Origin of the sequence: Cupriavidus taiwanensis (assembly GCF_900250115.1) — a bacterium.
GTDB lineage: Bacteria > Pseudomonadota > Gammaproteobacteria > Burkholderiales > Burkholderiaceae > Cupriavidus > Cupriavidus taiwanensis_B.
This window is the reverse complement of record NZ_LT984804.1, coordinates 1,913,027-1,930,398: the sequence shown is the minus strand read 5'-3', so window position 1 is coordinate 1,930,398 and position 17,372 is coordinate 1,913,027. Positions and strand designations below refer to the sequence as shown.

The following is a 17,372-nucleotide window of genomic DNA, read 5'->3' as shown; positions in this document are numbered from 1 at the left end:
GCGAGGAGGAACGGCAGGGTCAGCCGTCGCGCAGTTCGCGCACGAAGGCGTCGCAGGCGTGCGTGGCATAGCCGGCACGCTTGACGATATAGGTGTGCACCGCGCGCACCGGCACGGTCTGCACGTCGACCGCGTCGCGGTGCAGCGCCAGCAGCGAGCGCGGCAGGATCGCCATCGCGGTGCCGGCGCTGACGCAGGCCAGCATGGCGTGGTACGACGGCATCTCGGTGATGGCAAGGCGCTGGCGCATGTCGTCGCCGCCCTGCTCCAGCCAGGCTTCGGCGCACTGGCGGTAGGTGCAGCCCTTCGGGAAGGCGGCGAGGCGGCGCAACGCCACGTCCTGCGGCCCGCGCGCCTTGGGATGGCTGCCGGGCAGCACCAGTTGCAGGTGTTCGGTGAACAGGTAGGTGCCTTCCAGGCCGGGAGCGAGTTCATCCAGGTCGGCAGCGCGCGCCGGCCCTTCGCCCGGGTGCGCGATCACCGCGCAATCGAGCCGGTGGTCGAGCACGGCATCGACCAGCGCGCGCGTGGTGCCGGTGCGGATCTCGATGTCCACGCCGGGCCAGGCCGCGTGGAAGCGCGCCAGCGGCATCGGCAGGCGGTTGGCGGCGGCGCTCTCCATGGTGCCGATGCGCAGGCGGCCCGACGGCGCGGCGCCCTGCATCGACTGCCGCGCTTCTTCCGCCAGCGCCAGCATCTGGTTGGCATAGGCGAGCAGCCGGTGCCCCTCTGGCGTCAGCAGCATGCGCTTGCTGTCGCGCTGGAACAGCGCCACGCCGAGCGCCTCTTCCAGTTGCTTGACGCGCGTGGTGACGTTGGATTGCACCCGGTCCAGCAGGCGCGCGGCGCGGGTGATGCTCTGCTCCGTGGCGACGGCGCGGAAGATTTCGAGTTCAGCCAGTTCCATCAGGGAGGGGCGGCAGGCAGGAAAGATATTCTCCTCAGGAGAATATATCAAAGCAATCCATCTTGCCATGAGAATATCGGCAACGGCTGCCCCGCGCGCCGGCGGCGCTGCCTCAGGCCGGCGCCGTCTCTCTCGGCCAGCCTGCCGGCACCCGTACGCTGTCGAGCGCCATCTGCGCAAAGTCCGGGCCCCAGTTCATGCGTTCCATCCGCATCACTTCAACCTGCGTGATGCCGATCGCCGCGAACACATACTTCAGGTAGGGCGACAGGAAATCCTGCTGGCTCCCCGGGCTGTCCCGGAACGGGCCGCCGCACGAGACCACCGCCAGCACCGGCCGGTCCGTCAGCATGCCGACCTTGCCGGCCGGCGTATTGCGGAAGGTGCGATCGGGCCGCACCACCAGGTCGATCCAGGCCTTGAGCGCCGACGGCACGGTGAAGTTGTGCATCGGCGTGGAGATCAGCACGGCATCGGCCGCTTCCAGTTCGGCGATCAGCGTTTCCGACAGCGCCAGCGCGGCATGTTCGGCCGGGCCGCGCTGCCCGGGCGGCATCAGGCTGGCTTCGACGGTGGCACGATCGGGATGCGGCAGCGGCTGGCCGGCCAGGTCGCGTTCGATCACGCGCACGGAGCCAGCGCCGATCTGCCCCAGCAGGCGCGCCGCGGCCTGCCGGCTGTTCGAGGCCTGGCCGCGGCTGCTGGCGCTGAGGTGAAGCAGGGTCGTCATCGTTGGTTGCCCGCGAGTGGGAAATGGAAGTGGAGCGCGCTGGCCAGCAGGCCGTTGCGGTAGTAGAAGCGGTGGCCGAGCACGTTGGCGAGCGGGGTATCGAGGACCAGCGTGCGGCAGCCTGCCTGGCGCGCCTCGTGTTTGAGCCGGTCCATCACCTGCTGCCCATAGCCGCTGCTGCGTGCGTCCGCGTCGGTGACGAGGTCGTCGACGTAGGCATGCACGCCGCGCACCAGGTTTTCCTGCAGGCGCCAGCCGGCCAGCGCCACCGGCCTGCCGCGGTCCCACAGCACCAGCAGGCGATAGCCCGTCGCCGCCTGACGGCGCCAGCGCGCGACCAGTTCGTCGGCCGACGCCAGATGCGGGCGCAGTTGCCGCATCAGCGCAAAGCAGGCGGCCACCTCCGTGTCATGTTCGGCATGCCTGAGCTCCGTGTCGGGAGCGGTGGCGGGAGTCATGCTGCGCCTCCTGCCGCTTGCGCGGGCGGCGGGGGGAACTGCAGGCCGGCGGCAATCCGGTTCCATGCCTGGATCGCGGCGATCGAAGCGGCCAGGTAGGGGATCTCGCTCTCGCTGAAATGCTCGCGCACGTGCGCCAGCGCCTGCTGGCGGGCGTGTTCGGCGCCGGCGCTCGCACCCAGCACGGTCAGCGCCTCGGCCCAGCCCAGCGCCGCCTGCTCGCGCGCGCAATGGACGCCGGCCTCGCGCCAGACCGCGACCAGATCCAGCTTGCGCGTCTCCACGCCGTGCCGGCGCGCCAGGTCCAGGTGGAACTGCAGGCAGAAGGCGCAGCCGTTGAGCTGCGACACGCGCACCTTGACCAGTTCGGTCAATGGCTTGGCGAGGCCGGAGTCATCCACGGCGTTGCCCAGCGCGCGCAGGGCCGCGTACACGGCGGGGGCGGCGCGGGTGAATGAATCGAACGTCATGCTGGCATGCGGATCTGGCATTCCGGGCCTCCTTCGGCGGAACTGGGTTAATATCAGAGCGCGAACATAATATAAGAGTTCTGACATTATGCGCAAGACAAGCACCAAACGCGGCGCCACCGCCACCGCCATCGCCACCGCCACCGCCACGGCCACTGCCGTGCCGGCGCCCGGCGAAGGCAAGCGCGGCGAGAGCGGGCACCTTGGCTATCTGCTGCGCCAGGCCAGCGCGGCCAACCGGCTGCGCATGGAGCGGGCGCTGGCCGACCTGAACGTGACGCCGCCGCAGTTCGTGGTGCTGACCATGCTGGGTGCGTACCCGGGGCTGTCGGGCGCCGACCTGGCGCGGCTGGCGCTGCTGACGCCGCAGACCGTCAGCGTGATCGTCGGCAACCTGGAGAAGGCGGGCCATATCGAGCGCGCGCCGCATCCGGTGCACGGCCGCATCCAGACCATTGCGCTGACGGCGCAGGGCAAGGTATTGCTGGGCCAGTGCCGCGAACGTGTCATGGCCAACGAGGCCCGCCTCGCGGCGGGCCTGACGGCGCAGGAAGAGCAGGTGATTCGCCGCTGGCTGGTGGCGCTGGCGGTGGAAGACGCCGCCGCGGGGGAGCCCGCGTGGTAGCGGCCATGATTGGCACGGCGGCGCTGCCGCCGGCGGTCAGCCGGTCGCCAGCGCGCGCTCCGGCTCCGGTCCGAACGGCGGCATGTTCTCGAGCCGCAGCGACTGTGGCACCGACAGCGAGATGCCCGCGGCGCGCAGGCGCTTGAGGATCTCGAACAGCAGGTCGCTGCGCGTGCTCGCGGCGATGCGCGGGCTGCCGACATAGCCGGTCACCGACAGCGTGATGCCGTTGGGCGCGAGCTGGCTGAACATGACCGATGGCGCCGGCACGTCGAGGATGCTTTCGTTCTCGCGATAGACGTCGAGCAGCAGGTCGCGCAGCTGCTCGGGGTCGGTGTCCAGCGGGAAGGTCAGCTGCAGCGAGGCCACCCCCTGGGTGCTGTTGCTCATGGTGACGTTGCGCAGGTTCTGCGAGATCAGCTGCGAGTTGGGCACGATCACGGTGGAGCGGTCGCCCAGCTGGATCTCGGTGGCGCGCACGTTGATGCGGCGGATGTCGCCCTCGACGCCGGCAATGCTGACCATGTCGCCCACCTTGACCGGGCGCTCCGTCAGCAGGATCAGGCCCGAGACGAAGTTCTTCACGATCTCCTGCAGGCCGAAGCCGATGCCGACCGACAGCGCGCTGACGATCCACGCCAGGTTGTCCCAGCGCACGCCCAGCAGCGACAGCGACAGCAGCACCAGCAGCACGTAGCCGACATTGCTGAACAGCGTGATCAGCGACGCGCGCAGGCCCGGCTCCATGCACAGCTTGGGCAGCAGCTCGGCATCGAGCCAGCGCCGCACCGTGCGCAGCAGCCAGATGCCCACGCCCAGCGCCACCAGCGCATTGAGGATGCGCTCGGGCATGATGTTCAGGCTGCGCAGCTTTTCGCCGCCCAGCACGGTGACCAGGCTGTTGACCAGGTCGGCGGGCGTGGTGCCGAAGCCGCCGGTCAGCAGCGCCACCACCGCCAGCAGCAGCAGCAGGCTGGCGCCGATGCCGGACAGGATGGTGGCGGCCTGTTCCAGGCGCGCATCGTCGACGCCGAACAGCTGCTTGATCACCTGGCCGCTGGCGTGCTGGGTCGAGAACAGGCTTTCGAACAGGTCGCGCGTGACCTGGGTCAGCAGGTACAGGCTGCACAGCACGATGTCGAACCAGACCAGCTCGTAGGTCAGGAAGCGCGCGAAGCTGATATAGCCCGCCAGCAGCGCCACCATCGACACGATCACGATCAGCGTGACGCCGGCGTGGATCATGCCGGCCAGCGTGGCGCGCGCCTCGGGCTGCTCGCCGGCGGCGGCCAGTTCGTTGCGCACGCGGTTGGCGCGCAGCAGCGCCGCCCCGATGGTCAGCACCACCACCAGCGAGACCAGCCCGCGCCCCAGCAGCGTGACCTGCACGCTGGTATCGGCGATGCGGTTGAGCTGTTCCAGCGTGCCGGCCAGGAGCAACAGCCCGGCCAGCACCGCGGGGAACGGCTTCATCGCCCGCGCCACGGGATCGGCCAGCGCGGGCAGCCGCCATGACGGGTGGCGCGTGCACAGCAGCGCGCGCCCGAGACCCGCGATCAGGGCGCTGGTCAGGGTCAGCTTGACCAGCCCGCCGTACAGCGTCATCAGGTCCGGCGGCAGTTCATAGTTGCGCGTGAAGGCGTTGTAGACGATCTGCACCGCCAGCCCGGTGGTCGCCACCGTCGCGATGGTGGTGGCCAGCGCCAGCGCGCTGCGCCGCAGCCGGGTCGGGGGCAGCTTGTTCAGGCAGAACCAGGCCAGCGCGCGTTCGGCCAGGCGCTTGCCCAGCAGCCACACGCCCAGCGCGAGCAGCAGCAGGGCGATGGTGGCGGCGCGCTGCGACGGCTGCCACGCCAGCTGCACCATCGGCACCACCTGGTCCAGGAACGCGGCCATGCGAGCGCGGTCCTCGGCGGCGGGGCTGACCATCGGCTTCCAGAACTGCGGGTTCAGGATGCTGTCGGAGCGCAGCGCCAGCTGGTCTTTCAGCTGGCTGCGCTGCAGCCGGGCGATCTGGCCGCTCAGGTTGGCGATGTTCTCCTTGCTCTCGGCCGCCTGCTTGAGCTGCGCATCGAGCTGCAGGCGCCGCGCGTTCAACTCGGCGCGCTGCCGCACCACCGCCGGGGCCTCCCTGGTGATGCCGTCCGACGGCGACGGGCCCAGCACGTCGAGCTGCGCCTGCAGCTGGTTGCGCTGCGGCGCCAGCGCGGCACTCAGGCGGTCGACATCCGCATCGAGCTTGTGCAGGTCATGGTCGAGCTCGTCGAGCTTGGTGGTGCCGTCGGGGTCGGAGGCCTGCTGCTTGATGCGGTCCTGCTCGGTCTGCAGGCGCTTGAGTTCGGCGCTGGCTTCGGCGTGCGTGAGGGCGGGGGGCTGCTGTGCCTCGGTGACGGAGGCGGCCTCGGATGCCGGCGCCGCGATCGCGGCCGGCAAGGTGGCTGGCATCAGATGGCATAGCGCTGCGAGCGCAAGGCCCAGTGCGAGCCGTGAAACGTTGCTCATGGCGGAATCTCGTCGGACGGTGACGGCTTGCGGCGCTCCGGCATCGGCAGGCGGGATCGCCGGTCGCGCCGGCATCGGAAGGGGGCGGCGCGGCGATCGGATGCGGGAACGGCCGGGACGCCGGCAGTGAACAGGCGAGGGGACCGCCGCTTGCTGGCGGCCCTCTCGGCGCATGGTCCGGCCAGGCCCGATGCGCCCACGCGTGGGCATCGGCAGCGGCTGGCCGCGGTGGCGGGACCGGTGCAACCGGGCCTGCCGCGATTCGCGAAATTATAGGAAAGCGCATCCGCCACACCGCCGGATGCTGCGGCGGATCGGGCACACTGTGACAAATTGATACGCATCCATGCCCGTGGCGCTGGCGCAGCCACCGTCGGCATGCTCGCCGTCATCGCAGTAACATCACGGGCTTCGGGCCATGCGCGTCCCGCATTGCCTCAGTCACTCAACATCGTCACTCAACATCTTCTGGAGAACGCATGGCGGTTGCGTCAGGCACCGAAAAGACCAGGCTCGACGGCGACGCCGGGCCGATTGAAATGCTGGTCGACCGACCCAAGGGCGATCCGCTCGGCATTGCCGTGGTGGGCCACCCGCATCCGTTGCTGGGCGGCTCGGCCACGCACAAGGTGCCGCACCAGCTGGCCAAGGCGCTGGTGGCGCGCGGCTACCTGACCGTGCGGCCGAATTTCCGCGGCGTGGAGGGCTCGGGCGGCGCCCATGACCAGGGCCGCGGCGAGGCGCAGGACATGCTGGCAGTGGTCGCGCACCTGCGCGCCATGCATCCCGGCCTGCCGCTGGCACTGGCCGGGTTTTCCTTCGGCGCCTTCGTCATGACCCATGTGGCCGCGGCGCTGGCGGCCCAGTCCGTGCCGATCCGCCATCTGGTGCTGACCGGCACCCCCTACGGCGTGGTGAAAGGCCATCGCAGCTATGACACGCCAGCCGTGCCGGCCGACTGCCCCGATTGCCTGATAGTGCATGGCGAGCGCGACGAGCGCGCGCAACTGGCCGCGCTGTTCGAGTGGGCCCGGCCCCAGGCGCTGCCGGTAGTAGTGGTGCCGGGGGCGGATCACTTCTTTACCGGCAGGCTGCCGCTGCTGGTGCGTATCGTCGGGGGCTACCTGGACCGGCCCGCGCACGGTGCCACCGTGTAAAAACTTCGATCGTTGCCGCGCTTGCGCGGGGGGCGCCGGCGGGGCGCTCCGGCACGCGCGCGTGGCTGCGCGCCGCGGTGACCGGCCGCGAGGCATGGATGATGCTACCGATAGCAGACACGGCGCAGATATGGCGCAACACGCGCGTTCAGATCGGAGGCAATCCATGAAAGACTATCCACCGTCGGAAATCAGGGAAACGTGGCGCAATCGCGGCTATGGCGAGCCCGGCGATACCCGCCAGGCACACCACTGGCGCAGCGGCAATCCCGGCGGCGCCGGCTTTGGCTACGGGCAGGCGCGCTATGGCGCGGAAGCCGGCGAAGGCCCGGAAGATCAGTACCGTCCCGGCATCCCGGCGCGGGCCGCCTCGCGCCGGCTGCCCAAGAACTACCAGCGCACCGACACGCGCATCCGCGACGACCTGTGCGAACGGCTGGCGCACGCCGACGACGACGTCTCGGACGTGACCGTCGATGTCGGCTCGGGCATTGTCACGCTGACCGGCACCGTGGCCGACCGCGGCGTCAAGTACCGCATTGAAGAGCTGGCCGAAGACGTGCTGGGCGTCAATGAGGTCCGCAACAACCTGCAGGTGGCGCGCCGCGCGGGTGGCGCGGAGGAAGGGCAGCAAGAGGCAGGCGCCGGCGGGCGCGGCGTACCCGGACAGCGGCGGCTGGGCCAGTCGGCCGGACGGCGCGAGCCGGTGGGAGAGGTCGGCGCGGACGTGCTGTATATCGTCCAGTCGCGCGACGGGCGCTTTCTCGGCGCGGAGTCCGGCGAGGCCGTGCTGGTGGCGGGGATTGCCCAGGCCGGCTTGTTCGACGATCCGGACGAAGCCCGCGCCGCGGCGCAGGAGCATTGCAGCCGCGGCTACCGCATCCTCGCGACGCGGCGCTGACGCCGCCGCGGGGTCAGGCGTTGGGCACGGCAGGCGCGCCGGCCGGATCGGGCTGGATCTGCATCACCGCGGCGCGCTTCTCCAGCAGGTGCTGGCGCAGGATCGACGCCAGGCGCTTGCCGTCGCGGGCTTCCAGCGCGCGGATCATGGCCTCGTGGTCGTGCACTGCGCGGTCCCATTTGTCGGTCTGGTGGTTCGAGCGAAAGCGCATCGCCTTGAGCCGCCGGTTCAGCGTCAGGTAGGTCTGCAGCAGGGTCTGGTTGCGCGCCGCCGCGGCGATGCGGTCGTGGATTTCCTGGTTGCGGCTGTAGTAGCCGGGCAGGTCGTTGCGGGCATGGCAGGCCAGCATGGCGTAATGCAGCGCCTTGATCTCGGCCAGCTCCGGCGCCGTGATGCGTTCGCACGCCAGCTCGCCGGCAAAGGCCTCGAGGCCGCTCATCAGCTCGAATGCTTCCCACGCCTCGGCCTCGCTCATGCGCGAGACGCTGGCGCCGCGGTTGGGAGAGATCTCGATCAGACCTTCGGCGGCCAGCACCTTGAGCGCCTCGCGCAGCGGCGTGCGCGAGATCCCCAGCGTTTCGCACAGTTCGCGCTCGTTCAGCTTCATGCCGGGCGCCAGCACCCCTTCGACGATGAAGTTGCGCAGGTGGTCGACCACGGTGTCGTGCAGCCGCTGGCGCACCACCTTGGGCAGGAGCGGGGCGGCAGGAGTGCCGGTGCCGCCGGTGCCGTCCGAAGGTTGCATGCAATGTCCCTGTCATTAGCGTGGTGCCATTCTAAGACATTGCCGGCCCGCCGCAACGCCGGCCGCGGCCGCTGCGCTCAGCGCGCCGGGCCGCGCAGCGGCACGCCGCCCTGGCGCGGCGCCTCGCCCCCCGCGCGGCGCCCGATCAGCGCCGCCGACAGCGCCGACACCAGTCCCGCGAATACCACGTAGGCGCAGATCTGCCAGGGTTGGCCGCCGCCCGACTTGAGCAGCGCCGTGGCGATGATCGGTGTGATGCCCGAGGCGAAGATGCCCGAAAACTGGTAGACGAACGAGATCCCGGTGTAGCGCACCCTGGCATCGAACAGCTCGCAGAACAGCGCCGCCTCGGGCCCGTACACCGCGGCGTAGAGAATGCCGAACGGCACCACGATGGCCAGCCATAGCAGCATGGTGTTGCCGCCGCTGTTCAGCATCAGCCAGAACGCGGGGAAGGCCGACAGCGCCGTCACCAGCGCACCCCAGAAATACACCCGCGTGCGGCCGATGCGGTCGGACAGGTGGCCGAAGAACGGGATGAAGAAGCACATCGCGATCGCCGCCGCCATCACCCCCAGCAGCGCCTGCGTGCGGCTGATATTGACGGTCTGGGTCAGGTAGGTGATCGAGAACACGCCGAAGACGTTGAAGAAGACGCCGTCGATATAGCGCGCGCCCATGCCCTTGACGATATTGCCGGGGTAGCGCCGCATCATGTCGACAAAGGGAATCCGGGTTTCGGCATTGCGCTGCTTGATCACGGCGAATTCCGGCGTTTCCTTGACGTTGAGGCGGATATACATGCCGACGAACACCATCGCCGCCGAGATCAGGAACGCCACCCGCCAGCCCCAGTCCAGGAACTGCGCATCCGACAAAGTCAGCGACAGCAGGGCCACCACGCCCGACGCCAGGCACAGCCCGATCGCCAGCCCGATCTGCGGCAGCGACGCGTAGAAGCCCTTGCGGTGCGGCGGCGCGTACTCGTACGCCATCAGCACCGCGCCGCCCCATTCGCCGCCCAGGCCGATGCCCTGCAGCACGCGCAGCAGCAGCAACAGCACCGGTGCCAGGATGCCGATGCTGTCATAGGTCGGCACCAGCCCGATCAGGAAGGTCGAGACCCCCATGATCATCAGCGTCATCACCAGCATGCTCTTGCGCCCGACCTTGTCGCCGAAGTGGCCGAAGATCACGCCGCCGAGCGGGCGCGTGACAAAGCCCACCGCGAAGGTGGTGTAGGCCAGCATGGTGGCCACCAGCGGGTCGTCGCCGGGGAAGTAGAGCTTGTTGAAGACCAGGCCGGCGACCACGCCGTACAGGAAGAAGTCATACCACTCGATGGTGGCGCCGATCACGGACGCCAGCGCGACCTTGCGGATCGCCTGTTCGTTGGGGCTAGTCATTGCTTGTCTCCTCTGGTGGTGGGCGGCGTCCTCTGGAAGCATGGTTATGGACGCCGATGCGCTGCGGGGCCTGGCCTGGTGGCTATCGATGCCCGGCCCCGCCGGTTTGCCGCTTCAGGCCGCGGCGGCCATCGGCGCGACGACGTCGGCGTGGTGGATCCCGCGCCGCGCGTCTTCACGGATCAGGTCTGCGGCGCGCTCGGCCATCATCACCACCGGCACGTTGGTGTTGCCCGAGACCAGCGTCGGCATCACCGAGCAGTCCACCACGCGCAGCCCGCCGAGGCCATGCACGCGCAGGCGCGCATCGACCACCGCCAGCGGATCGGCGGCGGGTCCCATCTTTGCCGTGCCCGACGGATGGAAGATGGTGGCGCCGTACTCGCGACAGAAGTGCAGGATCTCGTCGTCGCTGCGCACCTCGTCGCCGGGCCGGAACTCGCGCTTCATCAGGCCGCGCATCGGTTCGGTCTGCGCCACGCGCCGCGCGTAGCGCACCGCCGCGATGGTGCAGCGCCGGTCCAGCTCGGCCGACAGGTAGTTGGGCTGCATCGACGGCGGCTCGAACGGATCGGTCGAGCGGATGCGCACGGTGCCACGCGACGCCGGGCGCAACTGGCACACGGAATAGGTGCAGCCCGAGAACGGATGCACCGTGCCGCCGGCCATGTCGGCCGACAGCGTCGAGAAATGGAACTGCGTGTCCGGCGTGGCGCTTTCTTGCGGCAGGGCGCGGCAGAACATCGCGCCCTGGTTGATGCCGATGGCCAGCGGGCCTCTGCGCAGCAGCAGCCATTCCAGGCCCATGCGCGCCTTGCCGGCCAGCGTGCGCAGCTGATCGTTGGTGGTGATGGGTTTGGCCACCTCGTAGATCAGCCGGATCTGCAGGTGGTCCTGCAGGTTTTCGCCGACGCCCGGCAGCGCATGCACCACCGGGACACCAAGGTCCTGCAGCAGCGGCGCCGGACCGACGCCGGACAACTGCAGCAGCTGCGGCGACTGCAGCGCGCCGGCGCACAGGATCACTTCGCGCCGCGCCCGCAGGACATGGGGCTGGCCGTGCCGGGTGTAGCGCACGCCCACGGCGCGCTTGCCCTCGAACAGGATGCCGGTGGTGTGCGCGTCGGTTTCAACGCGCAGGTTGTCGCGCCCGCGCGCCGGGCGCAGGTAGGCCACCGCGGTGGAGCAGCGCCAGCCGTTGCGCGTGGTCAGCTGGTAGTAGCCCACGCCCTCCTGGTCGCCGCCGTTGAAGTCGGCCTGGCGCGGCAGGCCCAGCGCCTGGCCGGCGGCGATGAAGGCATCGACCAGCGCATGGCGCCGGTCGATCGAGGTGGCATTGAGCGGGCCTTCGGTGCCGCGCGTCGGCCCGGCGCCGAGGTCGTTGTTCTCGAGCTTGCGGAAGTAGGGCAGGCACTCGTCCCAGCCCCAGCCCGGATTGCCCAGCGCGGCCCAATGGTCGTAGTCCTCGCGCTGCCCGCGCACGTAGATCAGGCCGTTGATGGCGCTGCTGCCGCCCAGCGTGCGCCCGCGCGGCCAGTAGATGCGGCGGTTCAGCATGTTGGGATCGGGATCGGTATAGAAGCCCCAGTTCACCTGCTTGTGGAACATGGTCTTGCCATAGCCGATCGGGATATGGATCCACGGGTAGCGGTCGGGCGGGCCCGCCTCGAGCAGGCAGACCGAATGGCGGCCGTCTTCGCTGAGCCGGTTGGCCAGCACGCACCCGGCCGAGCCCGCGCCCACCACGATGTAGTCAACGGTTTGCGACATCGTCGCTGTCTCCTGTTTCTCGCCGGCGGGCGCGCGGCCCCTCGGCTTGGATTTATAATTTGAAACGTTCTGTTCCGGATTTTATTTTCACAAGCCGGAATGGAAAGCCCAATCGCGAGGAGACGCCGGTTGTGAAACAGAACATGACAATGCCGTTTCAGAATCGCACTGCAGCAGAAGACGAGGTGCCGGAGGAGGATGCCCGCAGCCTGCGCGTGCTGGCGGTGCTGTCCAGCCTGGCGCGGGCGCAGCAGCCGCAGACGCTGTCGCAGCTGTCGCAGCGCCTGCATGTGCCCAAGGCGACGCTGATGCGCCTGCTGGCGGCGATGGAGCGCAGCGGCTTCGTGGTGCGGATGCCGGCCGAGCGCGGCTATGTGCCCGGGCCGGCCGCGGCGGGGTTGTCGCTGCAGACGCTGCGCAGCCCGCCGCTGCTGCGCGAATGCCGAGGCATCCTGGCCCGGCTGGTGGCGCAGCTGGGCGAAACCTGCAACCTGACCGCGCTCGACGGCGACCGCGTGCTGTACGTCGAGCGCGTGGAAACGCACGAGCCGCTGCGCCTGCAGCTATCGCCCGGCATCCACGTGCCGCTGCATTGCACCGCCAGCGGCAAGCTGTTCCTGTCGGCGATGAACCGGCTGGAACGCCAGCAGACGCTGCGGCGCCTGGACCTCGCCGTGCACACGCCGCGCACGCTGTCCGACCAGCCGGCGCTCAATGCCGAGCTGGACCGGCTGGGTGCGCGCGGCATCGGCGTCGACCACGAGGAATTCGTGCGCGGCATGTGCGCGGTGGCGGTGCCGGTGCGCGAACCCGGCGGCGCCGCCCCGGGCCGTGTGGTGGCGGCGATCGCGTGTCATGCGCCGACGGCGCGGGCCTCGCTCGAAGCGCTGCTGCGGGCGGTGCCGACGCTGCAGGGTGCGGCGAAGGAGATGGCGGCGGTGCTGTGCGGGGAGTGAGCCGGGTCGCAACGCTTCCCGCTCAGCGCTTGCCAACGCCAGCCGCCGCCACCGCGCGCGCGGCCAGCAACGGCACCGGCTCGGCCATCACAGTCTCGCCGGCCCGGCGCATCACGAGCTCGCGAAACAGGCGAGCCGGCGTGCGCGGCGTGAGTTCGTCGTTCCACACCGCGACCACCGGCTCCACGCGGCTGCCGAGTTCAAAGCGAAGCACTCTTGCCACCTTAGCCAGGGTAAGTTGCGCGGCGATGCGTTCGGGAAACACCGCCAGGAAATGACCTGCCTGCAACAGGCTGGCGGTGGCGGCCACATCGCTGGTGCGGATGCCCAGCGAGGGCGCTGGCGCGCCCAGCGTATGGAACGCCGCGTGCAGCAAATGAAGCATGCGCGAGCCCGCCACCGGAATGCACCATTGCTGCCCGGACAGTTCACGCGCCGTCAGCTTGCGGCGCGTAAGCAGCGGATGGTCCGGGCTGGCGACGATCACCACCTTCTGTGCCGGCACCACCGGCGCCGCGCGCAGCGCGGGTAGCGACAGGCGCGGATCGTCATAGGCGAACAGCAGGTCCAGCGAGCCACTCACCAGCTGATCCGCCAGCTCCCCGATGCCGCCTTCGATCACGCTGATCTCCACGCGCGGATGATCCCGGTAGAAGTCGCTCATCGCCCGCGCCAGGAAGGGCTGCACCGACATCGTCCGGAAGGCGATGCGCAACGCCCCCTGGGTGCCGGCGCGCACCGCCTGCAGCGATTCGGCAAGCCGCTCGAGCTGCGCCAGCAAGACCGCCGCATGCGCCGCCATCTCCCGTCCGGGCTCGGTCAGGTGCAGGCCGCGGCGGCTGCGCTCGAACAGCGGCATGCCGACGATGTCTTCGATCTCGGCCAGTGTCTTGGACACCGCGGCGGGACTGACATGAAAGCGAGCGGCGACGGCGGCGGCGGTCTGCATCTCGCTCAGTGCCAGCATGATGCGCAGGTGCCGCAGCTTGAGGCGGCCAAGCAGGGTATGGGCGAAGGTTTCGGGAGGCATGAGAGCTGACGGTGATCGCGGGGGGCAGCCCATTCTACAAGTTAACCATTTGCTCAACAAACAGCGATTTTTATTCTCTTTTGGTGTCGGACCGGATCCCATATAGTCCGCCCATCACCGGATTCATTCCAAGCCATCACGAGGCAATCAGACCTCAGGAGGAGACCCATGGGAGCAGTTATCCATTTGCGCTCGATCATGCGCGGCATGCTTGCCGGCGCTGCCTTGCTCGCAGCCACTTGCGCAAGCGCCGCAGCCGCCTGGCCCGACCGGCCGCTGCGCCTGGTCGTGCCGTTTCCGGCCGGCGGTTCCTACGACATCATCGGCCGGACGCTCGCGCGCAAGCTGGAACAGCGGCTGGGGCAGCCGGTGGTGGTGGAGAACATCGCCGGCGGCGCGACCGTGCCGGGCGTGTCGTCCGTGCTCAGGGAGAAGGCCGACGGCAATACCTTGCTGCTGGCCAGCGACGGCACGCTCAGCATCAATCCGTACACGATCAAGGGGCTGCGCTACCGGCCCGATACCGACCTGACGCCGGTGACCATCGTCAGTACCGTGCCGCACTGGATCATCACGCGCGCCGACCGCAAGGAGATGACGCTGAGCCAGCTGAAAGCGCATATCCAGCAAAATCCCGGCAAGGTGTCGATCAGCATCAACGTCGTCGCGGGGGCTGCGCACCTCGGCCTGGCCGACTGGAAGCGCCGCAACGGCCTTGACTTCACCATCGTTCCGTACCGCGGCTCGCCGCCGGCCATGGCGGACCTGATCGGCGGCCAGACCTACGCGCATGTCGATGTGATCGGCTCGTCGGTCAACTACGTCCAGGATGGCAAGGCCAGGCCTCTGGCTGCGCTGCAGGCGGAGCCCATCACGCAGTTTCCCGCCCTTGAAACGCAGCAGACGGGCGGCGCGCATGCACTGCAGGTACGCGGCAACCTGGCGCTGGTGGTCAAGGCGGGTACGCCGGCCCCGGTCATCGACCGGCTTTACAAGGAAGTGAAGGCCAGCGTGCAGGAAGCGGACTTTGCCGCGCGCCTGCAGACGCTTGCCTACGAGCCGGTCCTTTCCACCCCCGAGCAGGCCCTCCGCTTCCTGCAAGCGGAAGCGATCCGCTATGGCGCCATTGCGCGCGCGGTCGATCTTGAATCCAACTGAACCCTTCACGCTGTCGGAGCCAGTCCATGCGCTTTGTCATTGCCCTGATGCGGCATGAAACCAATACCTTTTCGCCGATTGCCACGCCACTGAGCGCGTTCAACCGCGGCAGCACCGACGGCCCGCTTTACGGCGACGACGCGGTGCGTGCGTGCCAGGGCACCAACAGTGCCGCGGCCGCATTCATCGATATCGCACGGCGCCAGGGCGACGACTTTGTGATGCCATTGATGGCGAACGCAGTGCCTAGCGGCATGGTCACTGCCGAAGCCTTTGAGTCGATGGCGGCCACCATCGTGGCGGCGGTACGCGCGGGCTGCGATGCCGTGATGCTGGACCTGCACGGCGCCATGGTAGCCGAGGGTTATCCGGATGCCGAAGGCGAACTGCTGGCTCGCATCCGTGCCGTCGCGCCAGAGACGCCGATCGCGGTATCGCTGGACTTCCACGCCAATTTCAGCGCAGCGCTGGTTGACAATGCCACCGTGATCGCTGGCTACTGCACCTACCCCCACGTGGATGTGTACGAGACCGGCGCACGCGCCGCCCGTACCCTGATGGCGGCGCTGCGGGGCGAGGCCCGTCCGGTGTTGCTGTGGCGCACGCTGCCGATGCTCACCCACATGCTGCGCCAGACCCCGCGCGCGCAACCCATGAAGGACATCATGGAGCGCGCGATGGCGGCCGAGCGCGGTGGCGAGGTGCTCAACGCGTCGGTGTTCGGTGGCTTTCCGCTTGCCGATATCCCACATACGGGCCTGGCCGTGGTGATCGTGGCAGATGCCGCCAGGATCGAAGCAGGGCGGTGCCTGCTCGACGAGCTCTGCGGCATGGCGTGGGAACGCCGGGCCGATTTCGTCTTCCCGATCGAGCCGATGGCGCAATCCATCGCGCGCGCCAGGACGCTCACGCAAGGCCCGGTGGTGCTGGTGGACCATGGCGACAACTGCGGGGCCGGCGGGCCGACGGATGAAATGACGGTGCTTGGCGAAGTCCTGCGCCAGCGGCTCGAAGGCGTGGTCGCCGGGCCGTTCTGGGACCCGGGCGCCGTGGCGGAACTGATTGCCGCCGGCGTCGGGCAGTCCGTCACGCTGGATGTGGGCGGCAAGACCGACATGCCCGCGCTGGGCCTGAAGGGCCGCCCGCTGCGGCTGAGCGGCCGGGTGCAGTGCATTACCGACGGCAACTACGAGGTCACCGGCCCGATGTTCACGGGCATGAAGCTGAGCCTGGGCCGCACCGTGGTGCTGGATGTCGCCGGCACGCTGGTGGTGATCTGCGAAAAGCCGCAGGAGCCGTTCGATACCGGCGTGTTCACGCACGCGGGCATCGACCTGTCGCGCCGCAAGTACATCCTGATCAAATCGCGCCAGCACTTCCGCGCCGGGTTTGAGCCGATCGCCAGCGAGATCGTGCTCGTGGCCGGCCCCGGTGTCTGCAGCTCTGATTACAGCCAGTTTCCGTTCCGCAATCTGCGCCGCCCGATCTATCCGCTGGAAGCACATACTGTGCTCGAGGCCGCCTGAGCGCATCCGCCGCTGTCAACCGGAGTGACCCGCATGCTATTTCCGAACCCCTTGCAACGACTGGCCGCGGCGCTGGCATTGGTCCTGAGTGCCAGTCCAGTGCTCGTCATGGCCGCCCCCGCCAGCGGCGACTCGCCCGTGCGCGTCGTGGTCGGCTTCGCGGCCGGTGGCGCGCTGGACATCTTCGCGCGCACACTGGCCGAAAAGCTGCGCGTGTCGCTCGATACGCCGGTCCTGGTCGAGAACCGCCCCGGCGCATCGGCGCGGCTGGCGCTGGAGAACGTCAAACGCGCGCCGCCGGACGGGAAGACGGTGCTGATCTCGCCCGCGCCGCCGTTCACCATCTTTCCGCTGACCTACAAGCGCCTGGCCTATGACCCCGACAAGGACCTGGTTCCGGTCGCCTACCTGGCCGATGTGCCGCTGGTCGCGTCTGCCAGTGTCAGCCAACCCTATCGGACCATGCCGGAATACCTGGCGTGGGTGAAGCGCAACCCGGACCGGGGCGGCGTCGGGCTGGTCACGCTCGGCGGCAGCATTCATTTCGGGGTGCTGTCGCTGAGCAAGTCGATTGGCGTGCCGTTGCTGCCCACGGCCTATCGCGGCGCCGTGATGATGCTGACCGATGAGATCGGCGGCACGCTGCCGTTAGGTATCGATGCGGTTGGCGGCCAGATGGAGCTGTACCGGGCGGGCAAGATCCGTTTCCTCGGCGTCACCGGGACCCGCCGGTCGGCGCTGCTGCCCGATGTGCCAACGCTGGCGGAGGCGGGCGCGCCGGGTTTCGAGGCGGCGTCCGGCTGGTACTCGGCCTTTGTGCCGGCGGGACGCCGCCGGCGGCGGTGGCGCGGCTCGAGAAGGCGCTGCTCGAAGCCGTCAAGGACCCCGTGGTGCGCGACAAGATGTCGGCGCTGGGCATGGAAATGAACGGCAAGCCGGGGGATTCCCTGCGCAAGCTCATTCAGGCGCAGCGCGCGCAGTGGGGGCCGGTGGTCGCGGCCTCGGGCTTTTCAGCCAGCGAATGAGGCCAA

At 69.2% G+C, this 17,372-nt stretch carries 15 protein-coding genes and 1 pseudogene; 7 read left to right on the top strand and 9 right to left on the bottom strand.

Annotated features, from left to right (window positions below):
• Positions 1 to 19 precede the first annotated feature (19 nt).
• The 4 genes from CBM2586_RS25415 to CBM2586_RS25400 all read right to left on the bottom strand — a co-directional run bounded on the left by CBM2586_RS25415 (position 20) and on the right by CBM2586_RS25400 (position 2,586).
• Complete coding sequence (locus CBM2586_RS25415; protein WP_115663997.1) at positions 20 to 907, bottom strand: LysR family transcriptional regulator; 888 nt, start codon at positions 905 to 907, stop codon at positions 20 to 22.
• Positions 908 to 1,019: 112 nt separating this feature from the next.
• The gene (locus tag CBM2586_RS25410; protein ID WP_115690553.1) at positions 1,020 to 1,637 is read right to left on the bottom strand and encodes an FMN-dependent NADH-azoreductase; all 618 of its coding nucleotides are present in this window, start codon (positions 1,635 to 1,637) and stop codon (positions 1,020 to 1,022) included.
• Positions 1,634 to 2,095, bottom strand: coding sequence for a GNAT family N-acetyltransferase (locus tag CBM2586_RS25405; protein ID WP_115690551.1), 462 nt, complete (start codon positions 2,093 to 2,095; stop codon positions 1,634 to 1,636). The genes CBM2586_RS25410 and CBM2586_RS25405 overlap by 4 nt, the downstream gene beginning before the upstream one ends.
• Positions 2,092 to 2,586, bottom strand: a complete 495-nt coding sequence (locus CBM2586_RS25400; RefSeq protein WP_115664000.1) for a carboxymuconolactone decarboxylase family protein — start codon at positions 2,584 to 2,586, stop codon at positions 2,092 to 2,094. The genes CBM2586_RS25405 and CBM2586_RS25400 overlap by 4 nt, the downstream gene beginning before the upstream one ends.
• A gap of 67 nt (positions 2,587 to 2,653) precedes the next feature.
• Between CBM2586_RS25400 and CBM2586_RS25395 the strand changes: the two genes are divergently transcribed.
• On the top strand, positions 2,654 to 3,190 hold the full coding sequence (locus CBM2586_RS25395; RefSeq protein ID WP_115690549.1) for a MarR family winged helix-turn-helix transcriptional regulator: 537 nt from the start codon (positions 2,654 to 2,656) through the stop codon (positions 3,188 to 3,190).
• 36 nt (positions 3,191 to 3,226) lie between these two features.
• On the opposite strand, the gene CBM2586_RS25390 is transcribed toward CBM2586_RS25395, so the two are convergent.
• A complete protein-coding gene (locus tag CBM2586_RS25390; protein ID WP_115690547.1) occupies positions 3,227 to 5,692 on the bottom strand; it encodes a DUF3772 domain-containing protein in 2,466 nt (821 codons plus the stop codon).
• A 479-nt stretch (positions 5,693 to 6,171) separates the two neighbouring features.
• Between CBM2586_RS25390 and CBM2586_RS25385 the strand changes: the two genes are divergently transcribed.
• Positions 6,172 to 6,849, top strand: a complete 678-nt coding sequence (locus tag CBM2586_RS25385) for an alpha/beta hydrolase (protein ID WP_115664003.1) — start codon at positions 6,172 to 6,174, stop codon at positions 6,847 to 6,849.
• A 166-nt stretch (positions 6,850 to 7,015) separates the two neighbouring features.
• Entirely contained in the window at positions 7,016 to 7,750 is a 735-nt protein-coding gene (locus tag CBM2586_RS25380) for a BON domain-containing protein (RefSeq protein ID WP_115690545.1), read from the top strand.
• 13 nt (positions 7,751 to 7,763) lie between these two features.
• Here CBM2586_RS25380 and CBM2586_RS25375 read toward each other — a convergent pair whose 3' ends face one another.
• From CBM2586_RS25375 to CBM2586_RS25365, 3 genes are all read right to left on the bottom strand, one after another.
• Complete coding sequence (locus CBM2586_RS25375; protein WP_115664005.1) at positions 7,764 to 8,495, bottom strand: GntR family transcriptional regulator; 732 nt, start codon at positions 8,493 to 8,495, stop codon at positions 7,764 to 7,766.
• A gap of 77 nt (positions 8,496 to 8,572) precedes the next feature.
• Positions 8,573 to 9,901 carry an MFS transporter gene (locus tag CBM2586_RS25370; protein ID WP_115664006.1) on the bottom strand — a complete coding sequence of 443 codons (1,329 nt, stop codon included), beginning with the start codon at positions 9,899 to 9,901 and terminating at the stop codon, positions 8,573 to 8,575.
• A gap of 114 nt (positions 9,902 to 10,015) precedes the next feature.
• The gene (locus CBM2586_RS25365; protein ID WP_115690543.1) at positions 10,016 to 11,671 is read right to left on the bottom strand and encodes a GMC family oxidoreductase; all 1,656 of its coding nucleotides are present in this window, start codon (positions 11,669 to 11,671) and stop codon (positions 10,016 to 10,018) included.
• A gap of 131 nt (positions 11,672 to 11,802) precedes the next feature.
• Between CBM2586_RS25365 and CBM2586_RS25360 the strand changes: the two genes are divergently transcribed.
• The gene (locus CBM2586_RS25360; RefSeq protein WP_115690541.1) at positions 11,803 to 12,627 is read left to right on the top strand and encodes an IclR family transcriptional regulator; all 825 of its coding nucleotides are present in this window, start codon (positions 11,803 to 11,805) and stop codon (positions 12,625 to 12,627) included.
• Positions 12,628 to 12,649: 22 nt separating this feature from the next.
• Here the strand turns inward: CBM2586_RS25360 and CBM2586_RS25355 are convergent, their stop codons facing one another.
• The gene (locus CBM2586_RS25355; protein WP_115690539.1) at positions 12,650 to 13,657 is read right to left on the bottom strand and encodes a LysR family transcriptional regulator; all 1,008 of its coding nucleotides are present in this window, start codon (positions 13,655 to 13,657) and stop codon (positions 12,650 to 12,652) included.
• Between the two features lie 168 nt (positions 13,658 to 13,825).
• On the opposite strand from CBM2586_RS25355, the gene CBM2586_RS25350 reads away from it, so the two are divergent.
• From CBM2586_RS25350 to CBM2586_RS25340, 3 genes and pseudogenes are all read left to right on the top strand, one after another.
• Positions 13,826 to 14,815: a Bug family tripartite tricarboxylate transporter substrate binding protein gene (locus CBM2586_RS25350; RefSeq protein ID WP_115690537.1), complete on the top strand. Its 990-nt coding sequence runs from the start codon at positions 13,826 to 13,828 to the stop codon at positions 14,813 to 14,815.
• Positions 14,816 to 14,841: 26 nt separating this feature from the next.
• Positions 14,842 to 16,341, top strand: a complete 1,500-nt coding sequence (locus CBM2586_RS25345; RefSeq protein WP_115690535.1) for a M81 family metallopeptidase — start codon at positions 14,842 to 14,844, stop codon at positions 16,339 to 16,341.
• Positions 16,342 to 16,374: 33 nt separating this feature from the next.
• Positions 16,375 to 17,366 (top strand): annotated as a pseudogene (locus tag CBM2586_RS25340) (tripartite tricarboxylate transporter substrate-binding protein).
• Positions 17,367 to 17,372: the final 6 nt, after the last annotated feature.

Excerpts from the sequence above, each read along its gene's own strand:
- CBM2586_RS25415 (WP_115663997.1), bottom strand. The coding sequence starts at position 907 with ATGGAACTGGCTGAACTCGAAATCTTCCGCGCCGTCGCCACGGAGCAG.
- CBM2586_RS25410 (WP_115690553.1), bottom strand. The coding sequence starts at position 1,637 with ATGACGACCCTGCTTCACCTCAGCGCCAGCAGCCGCGGCCAGGCCTCG.
- CBM2586_RS25405 (WP_115690551.1), bottom strand. The coding sequence starts at position 2,095 with ATGACTCCCGCCACCGCTCCCGACACGGAGCTCAGGCATGCCGAACAT.
- CBM2586_RS25400 (WP_115664000.1), bottom strand. The coding sequence starts at position 2,586 with ATGCCAGATCCGCATGCCAGCATGACGTTCGATTCATTCACCCGCGCC.
- CBM2586_RS25395 (WP_115690549.1), top strand. The coding sequence starts at position 2,654 with ATGCGCAAGACAAGCACCAAACGCGGCGCCACCGCCACCGCCATCGCC.
- CBM2586_RS25390 (WP_115690547.1), bottom strand. The coding sequence starts at position 5,692 with ATGAGCAACGTTTCACGGCTCGCACTGGGCCTTGCGCTCGCAGCGCTA.
- CBM2586_RS25385 (WP_115664003.1), top strand. The coding sequence starts at position 6,172 with ATGGCGGTTGCGTCAGGCACCGAAAAGACCAGGCTCGACGGCGACGCC.
- CBM2586_RS25380 (WP_115690545.1), top strand. The coding sequence starts at position 7,016 with ATGAAAGACTATCCACCGTCGGAAATCAGGGAAACGTGGCGCAATCGC.
- CBM2586_RS25375 (WP_115664005.1), bottom strand. The coding sequence starts at position 8,495 with ATGCAACCTTCGGACGGCACCGGCGGCACCGGCACTCCTGCCGCCCCG.
- CBM2586_RS25370 (WP_115664006.1), bottom strand. The coding sequence starts at position 9,901 with ATGACTAGCCCCAACGAACAGGCGATCCGCAAGGTCGCGCTGGCGTCC.
- CBM2586_RS25365 (WP_115690543.1), bottom strand. The coding sequence starts at position 11,671 with ATGTCGCAAACCGTTGACTACATCGTGGTGGGCGCGGGCTCGGCCGGG.
- CBM2586_RS25355 (WP_115690539.1), bottom strand. The coding sequence starts at position 13,657 with ATGCCTCCCGAAACCTTCGCCCATACCCTGCTTGGCCGCCTCAAGCTG.
- CBM2586_RS25350 (WP_115690537.1), top strand. The coding sequence starts at position 13,826 with ATGGGAGCAGTTATCCATTTGCGCTCGATCATGCGCGGCATGCTTGCC.
- CBM2586_RS25345 (WP_115690535.1), top strand. The coding sequence starts at position 14,842 with ATGCGCTTTGTCATTGCCCTGATGCGGCATGAAACCAATACCTTTTCG.